Genomic DNA, 12,157 nt, shown 5'->3' with positions numbered 1-12,157 from the left:
GCCCGCCGAAGGCGAGGCTTTGCTTCAGCGAAATCCCACCAGACAAAAGCACGGCCGCGGCAGAGCGAGCCGCCGGAACAGAAGAAACCCCCGCGCGACCTTTGCGAAGCAAGGGGGAGCGCGGGGGTTTCTTCTGTTCCGGCGGCGATGCGCCGGGTTGCAAGGACGATGCGACTACAGCGCGAAGTCGCCGCCGACGAGCGTGGAGACGGGCTCCTCGTGGTAAACGGCGGAGATGGCCTGAGCGAACTCCTCGGCGACCGAGATGGTCTTGATCTTGCCGCCGACCTCGACGGGAATGGCGTCGGTGACGACGCACTCGACGATCGGGGCGTCGTTCAGGCGCTCGATGGCCGGACCGGAGAAGATGCCGTGGGTGGCGCAGACGTAGATGTCGCCAGCGCCCATAGCCTTGAGCTCCTTGACGTTGGCGCACAGGGTGCCAGCGGTGTCGATCATGTCGTCGTTGATGATGCAGGTCTTGCCCTTGATGTCACCGATGATGCCCATGACCTCGGCGGCGTTGTGGCGCGGACGGCCCTTGTGGGCGATGGCCAGGTCGCAGCCGAGCATGTCGGACAGCTTCTTGGCGGCCTTGGCGCGGCCCACGTCGGGGGAGACGACAACCAGGTTGTCGGTGTCGAAGTTCATGGCGTTGTAGTACTGGCCAAACAGCGGCAGTGCGGACAGGTGGTTGACCGGGATATCAAAGAAGCCCTGGATCTGACCCTGGTGCAGGTCGAGGGTGATGATGCGGTCGACGCCGGCGCGCTCGAGCAGGTTGGCGACGAGGCGGGCGGTGATGGGCTCGCGCGGGCCGGCCTTGCGGTCCTGGCGGGCATAGCCGTAGTGGGTGATGACGGCGGTGATGGAGCGGGCGGATGCGCGCTTGGCAGCGTCGGTGGCGATGAGCAGCTCCATGAGCATGTCGTTGACGTTGCCGCCGGCCACGGACTGAATCAGGAAGACGTCGGCGCCGCGGACGGTCTCGTCGTAGCGGGCGTAAATCTCACCGTTGGCGAACTGCTTTAGCGTAAGGCCCGAAAGCTCGACCCCAAGGTACTCAGCGATCTTCTGAGCGAGGGGACGGTTGGAGGAACCGGAATACACGCGGATGGACTTGCGCATATTCTCCGACTTCTCGGGATCATTAATCGGCATTACCCTTCTCCTTTATATATCGAATGCCATATAGATGCCTTTTTGCATTGTAACCGTGCGGCGGGGTTAATCGGGTCTTGATAACGTCTTTACCGTCAACGGACACGAACCGACCACTCATCCGGTCGCGCAGGTCACGATAGAAAAAGGAGCCGTCCCCATGGAACAGCTCCTTTTGTGCTTGATAAAACGTTATGCCTCGTCGTCCTCGTGCAGACGGCGGCGATAATCGGCGGCCCAGCCCTCAATATTTACCTGACGGGCGCGGCCCAGACCGAGTGCGTCGGCCGGGACCGGCTCGGTGATGACGGAGCCGGCGGCCACGAGTGCGCCGTCGCCAATCTGGGCGGGCGCGACCATCATGGTGTCGGAACCGATGAAGGCATCTTTGCCGATGACGGTCTTGTGCTTGTGGACGCCGTCGTAGTTGCAGGTGATGGAGCCCGCGCCCACGTTGACGCCGGAGCCCATGGTGGTGTCGCCGATGTAGGACAGGTGGGGCACCTTGGAACCCTCGCCGATTGTGGACTTCTTGATCTCCACGTGCGTGCCGGCCTTGGAGCCGTCGAGCATGTGGGTGCCCGGGCGCAGGTAGGCGCGCGGGCCGCAGTCGACGCCGTTCTCGATGACGGCCTCGATGGCGATGGTCTCATCGATGATGCAGCCGCTGCCGACGGTGGTGTCGGTGAGGCGACTGTTGGGGCCGAGCTGGCACTCTTCGCCCACGGTGACGTGACCGATCAGATGCGTCTGCGGCCACACGATGGTGTCGCGGCCGATGGTAGCGTCGGGGCCGATCCAAGCCTGCGTGGGGTCGATGAAGGTGACGCCCTCGGCCATCCAGTGCTCGTTGATGCGGTCGCGCGCGATGGCGGTGAGCTGCGCGAGCTGGATGCGGCTGTTGACGCCCAGGCCGTCGCGGTAGTCGTCGCAGTGGAAGATGGAGACCGCCTGGCCGTGACCCTTGAGGATTTCGAGCATGTCGGGCAGGTAGTACTCGGACTGCGCGTTGTCGTTGCCGATCTCGTTAATGTGGGCGGCGAGCTGCGCGCCGTCAAAGGCGTAGCAGCCGGCGTTGCACTCCAGCAGCGTGGCGGCCTGCTCGGGCGTGCAGTCCTTCTGCTCGATGATGCGCTCGATCTGGCCGTCGGCGCCCAGCTTGATGCGGCCGTAGCCAAAAGGATCGGGCGGGGTCATGGTCATGACGGTGCAGGCGAGCTCGCCGGTGGCGACGGTCTGCGCGAACTTGGCGACGGTGTCGGCGGTGATGAGCGGCAGGTCACCGTTGAGCACGACGACGGGGCCTTGCGTGATGCCGCAGGCCTCGAGCGCGACCTTTACGGCGTGACCGGTGCCCAGGCGCTCGGTCTGCTCGACGCACTCGACCTTGGTGGCGCTGTTGGCATAGGCGCCATCGATGAGGGCGCGCATCTCGTCGGCGTGGCTGCCGATGACGACCACGACGCGGCTGCAGCCGGCCTTGATGGTGGCGTCGACGATCCACTGGACCATGGGCTTGCCCAGGATCTTGTGCGAAACCTTGCAGTGGTTCGACTTCATGCGGGTGCCCTCGCCGGCGGCGAGGATAATTGCGGTTGCGTCCATGTGATCTCCTGTTACGTTATTAGAGACGTGTGTTTGGAAACGATACACGGCGCAATATGATACCGCAGGCATATGATGAGCGCGTAACGATTGGTTTGCGGCGGTTGAGGCTTGCGCCGCCGGCGTGGCGTTTGCGCTGCTTGCGTGCGGCGTTGGCGGTGCTGCGGAGCTGTCGTTTGAGCGAGGGGACGGGGGTGCCCGTGGACAACATACGAGAGGAGTTTGGCGGCGAGCCCGTCGCGGCATTCTCGATGTCGCATCCGGCTGTGCCGGCACTCTATATAGTGCTGACGCTGGGGCTCACCATGTTCTCGATGCAACCGGTGCTGATCGCGCTGTCGCTTGCGGGCGGGCTGGCGTACGGGCTTGCGACGCGCGGTGCTGCGCGCACGTTGGGGGCGCTTCGCTGGCAGCTACCGGTGATTTTGATTATCGCGCTGGTCAATCCGCTGTTTAACGCCTCGGGCTCGACGGAGCTGTTCCGTATTGGTATGCGCACGGTGTATCTGGAGAGCATGGTATATGGCCTGTGCATGGGCGGACTGTTTGTGGCGAGCGTGCTGTGGTTTGAGGCCGCGGCGTCGATGCTCGAATACGACAAGGTGCTCGCGCTGCTGGGCAATGCCGCACCGGTGATTGCGCTCATGATCTCGATGTGCATGAGGCTTATCCCGCAGTTTTTGCGCCGCGGTCGTACGGTGCTGGCGGTGCAGGATGCGATTGATGTGCCGGGCCGCGCGCCCACCGATCCCGTGCGATCGCGCCTGCGGGCGTCGAGCGTGTTGATGGGCTGGGGCATGGAAGATTCGCTGGAGCGCGCGGACGCGATGCGCTCGCGCGGGTGGGGTGCCGCGACACGTCGTACGACGTATGCGCGGTATCGACTGGGGCGCAGCGACGTTGCCGCGCTGGTCGGGCTCGCGCTGTTTGGTGCCGCCGCGGTGGCCGTGGCGGCGACCGCGACGACGCAGTATTCGTTTTATCCGCAGCTCTCGGTGCCGGCGCCGTGGCTGGGCTATGTCGTGTACGCTGCCTGGATGATGCTGCCTTGCGCATTGCACGCGATTGATGAGAGGAGGTTTGGCTGATGGCTCGGTTGGATAGGGGCCCGGTGTCGGGCGCGGCGTGCGGCCCGGATATGCCGGCGATTGAGGTGCGGAGCCTGAGCTTTGCCTACCCCGATGCTGATGCTGCGGTGCTCGAGGGGCTCGACTGGTCTGTTCCCCAAGGTGCGTTTGCGCTGCTTGTTGGCGGTACCGGATCGGGTAAGTCGACGCTGCTGTCGCTGCTCAAACCCGAGATCGCTCCGGCGGGCGAGCGCACTGGCGATGCGCGCGTGCTGGGCGAGAACGTCGCCGACATGGATGTGCGGGCATCGGCGGAGCGCGTGGGCTATGTGTTCCAGGATCCCGAGAACCAGATCGTGTGCGAAACCGTGTGGCACGAGATGGCGTTTGGCCTGGAAAACTTGGGGCTAGCGCGTGATGAGATGCGTCGTCGCGTAGCTGAGACCAGCTATTTCTTTGGGCTGGAAGATTGGCTCCACCGCGACACCGATACGCTTTCGGGCGGACGCAAACAGCTGCTGTCGCTGGCGGCTGTGCTGGCATTGCGCCCGCGCGTGCTGCTGCTCGACGAGCCCACGTCTCAGCTTGATCCGGTTGCGGAGAAGAATTTCCTGCACGCGCTGTTTCGTGTGAATCGCGAGCTGGGCTGCACGGTTGTTGTGGCGACGCATCAGCCGCGCCCAATGCTCGAATACGTGACGTGTGCGTACCGGATTGAGGACGGTCGCGTGCGCGAGGTGACGGATATGGCTTCTTTGGGACGCCGAGAATCGCTGTTTTCCGATGACATGTTGGGGTGGGGTGCCATCCGATGTGCAAATAAAGGAGTATTCAGCAGACGTGAGGACAATTTGGGCTCTCTGGAGCCGCCCGGGGACGTATCGAGCGCGAAAAAAAGTTCGGAATTGGACAAATCGTCCGAATTTGTGGCGCAAACGTCGCTCGAGAACGGCTCGGAAGCCTTCTCGCGCACGGATGGAAGCAGAATACTCCAAAAAATGCACGGCGGGTCGGCTACCACCCTGTCGGAAGGCTGGTTTCGCTACGATCGAGCGTCCGGCTGGGTGCTGCGCGGGCTCGATGCTTCGTTTTCGGCTGGCGCGGTGCATGCAATCGTGGGCGGCAACGGATGCGGTAAGTCGACGATGCTCTCGGTGCTGGCGAAGACCGCCAAGCTGCAGCGCGGCCGCATGGTGCGCGAAGCGGCCTCGGCGGCGCTGTTGCCACAGAACCCCAAGGCATTGCTGGTCGCCGAAACGGTGCGCGACGAGCTGATGGAATGGGCATCGACCTGCGGATATGACGAGAACTTGGCGCGGGAGCGTGCAGCGCAACTGGGACTGGACGGCTTGGAGGCGCGTCACCCGTACGATCTTTCGGGCGGTCAGCGCCAGCTGCTTGCGTTGGCAAAGCTGCTGCTGATTGGTCCGGAGCTGCTGTTGCTTGACGAGCCCACGAAGGGCTTGGACCTGGAGAGCCGCCGCATCATCGCCTGCGCTTTGCGCAAGCACGCGCAGGCAGGCGGCACCGTCATCATGGCTACGCACGATTTGGACTTTGCCGAGCAGGTAGCCGACGACGTCGCCATGATGTTTGACGGCGAGATTGCCTGCGTGGGGCCCCCGGCCGACTTCTTTGCCGACAACGTGTTCTATAGGGCGTGATGGGATGACGGACTGTCGTTTCTCGCGTTTACTCACAAAACTGGAGATTCCGCTGTTGTTGGCGGTGCCTGCGGTGATGGCAACGGCGTTGCTGGCGGGCGTTGAGCAGGCGGCGCTCGCCATGCTTGTCGTGGTGGCGCTGGTGCTTGCGCTGTTCTTTGCAGGCTACGAGGCGTCGCGACCGGGCCTGCGCCAGATTATGCCCACGCTGGTGCTGGCGGCGCTGGCGGCGGCGGGCCGCATCTTGTTCGGCCCCATTCCCGACTTTAAACCCGTGAGCGCCATCGCCATCATCGCCGGGGCGACGCTCGGGCGTCGCAACGGCTTCATGGTCGGCGCGTTGGCAGCACTGACCAGCAATTTCTTTTTTGGGCAGGGCATGTGGACGCCATGGCAGATGTATGCCTGGGGCCTGGTTGGCTATGTTGGCGGTGCGCTGGCGCATGCCGGTGCGTTCGACCGTGCGGATGGAACCGTGCGCATGCCGGCGCTGATGGCGTACGGCTTTGCTTCGGGTCTGCTGTACGGCGTGGTGATCAACGCGTACGACATTATCGGTTTTGTACAACCGCTCACGTGGGCGGGCGTCGTGGCGCGTCTTGCCACGGCAGTGCCGTTCGATATCACACACGGCCTCGCGACCTGCGTGTTTTTGGCCGCTCTGTACAAGCCCTGGTGTCGCCGCATCGACCGCGTCGTCGTGAAGTACGGGCTGTAGGGCATTTTGCGTTCCCTCACGAACTTGCGGTGGAATAGTTCTCGTTTTTGGCTATTTGCTGCCCAAACAGGAACTATTCCACCGCAACTTATAGGGGGAGAGGGGCCACATAATCTGTTTTCCTCTGTCCCCCCCAGGAATTACTTGGGGCTAGAGTTCTAGCGTGAGGGTGACGGGGCAGTGGTCGCTGCCGAAGATGTCGCCGCGGATGCCGGTGTCGCGTACGTTGTCGGCGATTGCGTCGCTTACCAGGAAGTAGTCGATGCGCCAGCCTGCGTTGTTCTTGCGGGCATTAAAGCGGTAGCTCCACCAGCTGTAGACGCCCTCGACGTCGGGGTTTGCCGCGCGCCAGGTATCGGTAAACCCGGCGTTGAGCAGCTCGGTAAACTTGCCGCGTTCTTCGTCCGAAAAGCCGGCGTTGCCGCGGTTGGACTTGGGGTTCTTAAGGTCGATTTCCTCGTGCGCCACGTTAAAGTCGCCGCAAGTTACGACGGGCTTGCCGGTCTCGCGCTCAAGCGCGCTCAAAAAGCCGCGGTAGGCATCGTCCCAGGCCATGCGCACATCGATGCGCGCGAGTTCGTTTTGCGCGTTGGGCGTGTAGACATCCACAAACCAAAACTTGTCGAACTCGAGCGCACAGACGCGGCCCTCGGTTGCGGCTTGGGCGACGAGTACGGCCGCCTCGCCCTCGCCGGCGTAGGGTAGCAGCGCGTCGGCGTGCAGCACGCGCAGCGGTTCCTGGCGGCTAAAGACCGCAGTGCCCGAATAGCCTTTACGCTCGGCGTAGCTCCAGGTTTGGTGATAGCCGGGCAGGTCAATATCAACCTGGCCTTCTTGCAACTTGGTCTCTTGCAGCGCCAGGATATCGACGTCGAGTTCTTGCGCGATCTGGATAAAGCTCGGGTCCTTTTTGAGCACGGCGCGCAGGCCGTTGACGTTCCACGAGGCGAAAGTGTAAGTCTGAGGCATGGTGTCCTTTCGACGGGGTTGGCAGGCTTAAGATTAGCGCAACAGGGGCGGGGTGGGCTCCGCGCATGCTGACTTAAAGGACGCATGCTGGGACGTCGCTCAACGCTGCCCGACCAACAAGGACGGAGGACTCATATGACGCAGGCAATATCGGACCCCAGGCAGGCCTCCGCCGCGCTGGCGGAGCTGTTCGGCACCCACAAGCGCGTGGTCTTCTTTGGCGGCGCGGGCGTTTCCACGGCGAGTGGCATCCCCGATTTCCGCAGCGTGGACGGCCTATATCACCAACAGTTTGCCTACCCGCCCGAGACCATGCTCTCGCATAGCTTTTACGAGGTGCACCCGGCCGAGTTCTTCGACTTCTACCGCACCAAGATGATCGCGCTTGGCGCCAAGCCCAACCGCTGCCACACCAAGCTGGCCGAGCTGGAGCGCGCCGGCAAGCTTGATGCCGTGGTGACGCAAAATATCGACGGCCTGCATCAGATGGCCGGCTCACAGCGCGTGTTCGAGCTGCACGGATCGGTCCATCGCAACATTTGCCAGTCGTGCGGCGCGGTCTATAGCGCCGAGTGGATTTGCTCGCGCGAGCACGAGGACGCCGCGGGCGTGCCTGCGTGCCCCGCGTGCGGCGGCCGCATCAAGCCCGATGTAGTGCTCTACGAAGAGCCGCTCGATGAGCATGTGCTGACCGGTGCCGTTGCCGCCATCGCCGCGGCCGATGCCCTTATTGTGGGCGGGACCTCGCTCGTGGTGTATCCGGCGGCAGGCCTTACGCGTTACTTTACCGGCGATACGCTGGCCATTTGCAATCTTGCTCCCACCGATCAGGATGCAAATGCCGACCTGCTGATTTCTTGCGACATCGCTGCCGCGTTTGCGTTCTAGCCCGCGTGCGCGGATACAATAGAAAGACTGAGTGCAAAGCGACCCCGCCGCCAGCTCCCCAAGCTCGGCGGCGTGGGCATTTTAGGAGGATGTTCATGGCGAACGACAGCAAGACATGGCGGTGCGGAAAGTATGAGCTCAGCTTTGACCGTCCGCGCATCATGGGCGTCCTCAACGTGACGCCCGATTCGTTTAGCGATGGCGGGGAGCACTTCGACCCGGATGCCGCCATCGAGTACGGCCTGGCGATGCTCGACGCCGGCGCCGACATCATCGACGTGGGCGGCGAGTCCACGCGCCCCGGCTTTACCCCGGTCAACCCAGACGAGGAGGCTCGCCGCGTGCTGCCCGTGGTGCGCGCGCTGGCCAAGGAGGGCGCCATCGTCTCGATCGACACGCGTCATGTGGCGGTTGCCAAGGCGGCCGTGCGCTGCGGCGCCTCGATCGTCAATGACGTGACCGGCTTCACCGATCCCAAGATGGTCGAGTTTGTTAAGACGAGCACCTGCGGCGTCATCGTGATGCATGCCGGCGAGGTCGCCGCGCCCGCACGCACACACGCAACGGTGCAGCTCGATACCTCGGCAGCGGCGTTTGTTGCCGAGAAGGCGCGCGAGGCGGCTGCCGAGGCCGCGCGTGAGGCCGAGAAGCCGGCTCGCCGCCGTCGCGGCAAGTTGCTGGGCGAGCCTAAGCCGGAGGCCAAGCTTCCGGGCGGCGTGGTGCAGCCCTCGTTGCCGTTTGGCGAACCGGAGCCCACGTCCGAGCCTTCAAGCGAGCAGGAGACGCCGGCCGCCGAGCAGGCTACTGCCGCCGAGACCGTCGCGCCCGCGCCCGAGGCCACTCCCGCAGCCACCGAGGCCGCATCGGAGTCCAATGACCGCCTGGCCGCCATGATGCGCCGCAGCGCCCGCCGCGAGGAAGCCTACGTGCCCACCTCGCAGCTCCGCCGCTTCACCCTGCCCGATTCGGCGCCCATCATGCGCCGCGTCATGGGCTTTCTGTCCGACCAGGCCCGCACGCTCATCCATGCCGGCGTGTCGCGCGACCGCATCTGCATTGATCCTGGCCCGGGCTTTGGTAAGTCGGCTAACGAGGACATCGTCATCCAGCGCGAGACTGCCAAGATGGCGTCACTGGGCTATCCGCTCATGTGCGCCGTGTCGCGCAAGCGCTTTGTGGGCGCCGTCTCGGGTGTGACCGAGGCCGCCGAGCGCGATGCCGCTACGTTTGGCGTGTGCCTGGGCGCCATCCAGGCCGGTGCCAACATCGTGCGCGTGCACGACGCCGCGGGTTTTGCGCAGTTCCTGAACGGTTACTGGGCGGTTGCCAAGCCGCAGCCGCGCCGCGCGTTTGTGGCTGTGGGCTCCAACCTGGGGCATCGCTGCGACAACATCCGCGCTGCACGCGAGATGATCGCCGAGATTCCACTCACCTGCGTGTCCAACTCCTCCAAGATCTACGAGAGCGAGCCTGCCTACGAGACGCGCCAGGACGCGTTTGCCAACGCCGTCATCGAGATCAAGACCGAGCTGGCGCCGTTGGTGCTGCTCGACGAGCTTATGAAGATCGAGGCCGAGCTGGGGCGCGACCGCTCCAAAAAGGCCAAGGCCAACGGTCCGCGCACCATCGACCTGGACCTGCTGTGGATGGACGGCGAGACCCACGGCGGCAAAAAGCTGCGCCTGCCGCATCCGCTGATCGGCGAACGCGATTTTGTGCTGGTGCCGCTCGAGGACCTGATGCACGACCCGGCGCGGTTCTTCCGCTACAACGGCGTCGAGGTCAAGGAGCCCGAGGACCGCGTGGGCCATATCGTGGGCGAATTGGGGCGTATGTAGATGATCGAGATGAATGCTGTTGCCGCTGGCACCGAGCTCGACGCGGCTCGCGGCGCGGGCCGCGAGGGCATGTCCGCGGGCTGGTGCGCGTGGAGCGCGGGCGATGCATCGCTGATGTTTTCGCTGGTCGTGCGCCCCGATGTGAACATGCATGCCTTCCACGGCCTGCCGTTTGTGGCGGCTATGGGCATGATGGACGCGCTTGTGGGCACGGCTTCGACGCCGGGGTTGGGCCTTGCCGGTAAGGTGGGTATCCAGTGGCCGAGCGATATCGTGTGCGGTGCGCCTGCGTTTGAGACGTCGCTCGCGCGTGTTGCCGTGAACGGCGGTGCCGGTGCTGCGGGCATGTTCGGTGCCGTGACGGTGGATATTGAGCGTTCGGCGCTGAGCGAGCTTGGTGTGGACGTGGCTGACGAAGCGCTGGTCGAGACGCTGGCCGCCGCCGTGCTGGCCCGCGTGGACGCCTGGGCGGTTGTTGCCAACACGCCGCAAGGCGCCGCAGGGCCGCTGGCTCCCGTGCTGGGCGAGTACTTCGACATGGTGCCGCTGCTGGGCCGCCAGGTTGCGGCGGTGTCTCCCAACGGCTTGCCGCTTGCGGTCGGTGTGTTTGCGGGCCTGGACATCTGGGGCCGCGCGACCATCAAGACCGATGCCGGCGAGCAGGAGTTTCCGCCCGAGGCTGTACGAATTCGCGGGCTGTAGCGCGGGGCGCCAGCGCTCAAAGATAACGATGGCAACAAGACCCTTCTCGGCCTGTGCCGGGGAGGGTTTCGCCTATCTGGGGAATGGGTTTGGCGAACGTTTGCGGGGGCTGTGGCATCGGGCGTGCTCGACTTAAGCCCCTGCTCTATCCCAGCTCCTGCATGCGGCGGTAGATTTCGCAGATGCCCTTGATGGTGAGCTGTCCGTCGACTATGTCGAAGGCGTCGGTCGAATCGGCGACGATGCTGGCGAGGCCGCCCGTGGCGATAACAGCGGCGTCCTCGCGCCCCAGCTCGCGCTTCATGCGCGCGACCAGGCCTTCGGCCATGGCGGCGGCGCCCGTTACGGCGCCGACCTTGATACACTCCTCGGTATCGCGGCCGATGGCGTGCTCGGGCGCCTCGAGCGGAACGCTGGCGAGCTTGGCGGCTCGGGCGGCGAGCGCGTCCATCGAAATGCGGATGCCCGGCGCGATCGCTCCACCAATGTAATAACCGTCCTCGTCGATGACGTCGATATTGGTTGCGGTGCCAAAGTCCACCACGATCGCCGGGGAGCCGTAGAAGGTCTCGGCAGCGACGGCGTTGGCGATGCGGTCGGCACCAACGGCCTGGGGGCGCGCCGCGCGCAGCTTGGTCACGGCGGCCGTCTGCGGCCCGATGACGATGGCGTCTGCGGCAATGCGGTCGGCCACGGCGCGCCACTCGCGCGAGAGCTGCGGCACCACGCCCGCAAAGGCGATCGCGTCGACCGCATCGAGCGAAAGGCCGTACATCTTAAAGAAACCCATCAGGCGCACATGGATCTCGTCGGCGGTATAGGAGCGGTCGGTGGGCATGCGCCACGACTGCACCAGCTCGTCTCCGTCAAACAGGCCCATGGCCGTCTGCGTGTTTCCCATATCGATAGCGAGCAGCATGTCTACTCCCGGTGTCGGCATAAAAGGACGCACACCATTGTATACGTGCCGTCGACGGCGCTCGGCTGCGATTCGTTTACGGTGATAGGGGCTGAGGGGTTTAAATATGAAGGAATTATGCTCTACGAGATTTTCCTTGCCGTTTACCGAACTCCCGCGTAATATCCTTTCTTGCGCACATGAGGCGCCCAGACATTGCGGGGTGGAGCAGTCTGGTAGCTCGCCGGGCTCATAACCCGGAGGTCGTAGGTTCAAATCCTGCCCCCGCGACCAAGAACTTGCAGCTCGTCGGCCTAGCCGGCGAGCTTTTTTGTTATTTCGGGATCGTGTTTTCGGTCCAATTCTCGGCCTCTCAAACAAAATCTCGATCTGTAACATCTAGACCCGATTTGGGCGGCTAGGTGTTACAGATCGAGATATACCGGTGGGTTGGGTCGTGTTTGTCTCGATCTGTAACAGTAAGACCCGGTTTTGCCGAGTAACTGTTACAGATTGAGACAAACCGACGGGCCGCCACGCCCCATCCACCTGCTGCCACCTGATATTCGCCGATTTCCGTTGTGCCGCTGTGCCCCCATGCCATATCCTCTAGACAACTACGCGGCATCATCGCCGTCGCGCCTACA

Annotated in this window: 10 protein-coding genes and 1 tRNA gene; 7 read left to right on the top strand and 4 right to left on the bottom strand. The window is 63.9% G+C overall.

Annotation, left to right across the window (positions count from 1 at the left end):
* Positions 1 to 174: 174 nt before the first annotated feature.
* Positions 175 to 1,161, bottom strand: a complete 987-nt coding sequence (locus tag AAA069_RS05305; RefSeq protein ID WP_117769752.1) for a ribose-phosphate pyrophosphokinase — start codon at positions 1,159 to 1,161, stop codon at positions 175 to 177.
* A 192-nt stretch (positions 1,162 to 1,353) separates the two neighbouring features.
* Positions 1,354 to 2,766 carry a bifunctional UDP-N-acetylglucosamine diphosphorylase/glucosamine-1-phosphate N-acetyltransferase GlmU gene (gene glmU, locus AAA069_RS05300; RefSeq protein WP_349127760.1) on the bottom strand — a complete coding sequence of 471 codons (1,413 nt, stop codon included), beginning with the start codon at positions 2,764 to 2,766 and terminating at the stop codon, positions 1,354 to 1,356.
* 200 nt (positions 2,767 to 2,966) lie between these two features.
* On the opposite strand from glmU, the gene AAA069_RS05295 reads away from it, so the two are divergent.
* The 3 genes from AAA069_RS05295 to AAA069_RS05285 are packed head-to-tail and all read left to right on the top strand — an operon-like array spanning position 2,967 to position 6,215.
* Positions 2,967 to 3,854, top strand: a complete 888-nt coding sequence (locus AAA069_RS05295) for an energy-coupling factor transporter transmembrane component T (protein WP_271739759.1) — start codon at positions 2,967 to 2,969, stop codon at positions 3,852 to 3,854.
* Complete coding sequence (locus AAA069_RS05290) at positions 3,854 to 5,497, top strand: ATP-binding cassette domain-containing protein (protein ID WP_349127759.1); 1,644 nt, start codon at positions 3,854 to 3,856, stop codon at positions 5,495 to 5,497. The genes AAA069_RS05295 and AAA069_RS05290 overlap by 1 nt, the downstream gene beginning before the upstream one ends.
* Positions 5,498 to 5,501: 4 nt before the next feature.
* Positions 5,502 to 6,215: a DUF6580 family putative transport protein gene (locus AAA069_RS05285; RefSeq protein WP_349127758.1), complete on the top strand. Its 714-nt coding sequence runs from the start codon at positions 5,502 to 5,504 to the stop codon at positions 6,213 to 6,215.
* A gap of 150 nt (positions 6,216 to 6,365) precedes the next feature.
* Here AAA069_RS05285 and AAA069_RS05280 read toward each other — a convergent pair whose 3' ends face one another.
* A complete protein-coding gene (locus tag AAA069_RS05280; protein ID WP_349127757.1) occupies positions 6,366 to 7,184 on the bottom strand; it encodes an exodeoxyribonuclease III in 819 nt (272 codons plus the stop codon).
* A gap of 135 nt (positions 7,185 to 7,319) precedes the next feature.
* Here AAA069_RS05280 and AAA069_RS05275 point away from each other — a divergent pair, with 135 nt between their 5' ends.
* The 3 genes from AAA069_RS05275 to AAA069_RS05265 all read left to right on the top strand — a co-directional run bounded on the left by AAA069_RS05275 (position 7,320) and on the right by AAA069_RS05265 (position 10,612).
* Positions 7,320 to 8,072, top strand: coding sequence for an NAD-dependent protein deacylase (locus AAA069_RS05275; RefSeq protein ID WP_349127756.1), 753 nt, complete (start codon positions 7,320 to 7,322; stop codon positions 8,070 to 8,072).
* A 95-nt stretch (positions 8,073 to 8,167) separates the two neighbouring features.
* A complete protein-coding gene (gene folP, locus AAA069_RS05270; RefSeq protein ID WP_217107394.1) occupies positions 8,168 to 9,910 on the top strand; it encodes a dihydropteroate synthase in 1,743 nt (580 codons plus the stop codon).
* On the top strand, positions 9,911 to 10,612 hold the full coding sequence (locus AAA069_RS05265; protein ID WP_349127755.1) for a hypothetical protein: 702 nt from the start codon (positions 9,911 to 9,913) through the stop codon (positions 10,610 to 10,612).
* Between the two features lie 145 nt (positions 10,613 to 10,757).
* Here the strand turns inward: AAA069_RS05265 and AAA069_RS05260 are convergent, their stop codons facing one another.
* Complete coding sequence (locus AAA069_RS05260; protein ID WP_349127754.1) at positions 10,758 to 11,531, bottom strand: type III pantothenate kinase; 774 nt, start codon at positions 11,529 to 11,531, stop codon at positions 10,758 to 10,760.
* 196 nt (positions 11,532 to 11,727) lie between these two features.
* On the opposite strand from AAA069_RS05260, the gene AAA069_RS05255 reads away from it, so the two are divergent.
* Positions 11,728 to 11,804, top strand: a tRNA-Met gene (locus tag AAA069_RS05255).
* Positions 11,805 to 12,157: the final 353 nt, after the last annotated feature.

Origin of the sequence: Collinsella sp. CLA-SR-H006, assembly GCF_040097075.1 — a bacterium.
Classification (GTDB): Bacteria; Actinomycetota; Coriobacteriia; order Coriobacteriales; family Coriobacteriaceae; genus Collinsella.
The sequence above is the reverse complement of the archived record's forward strand: the minus strand, read 5'-3'. Positions and strand labels throughout refer to the sequence as shown.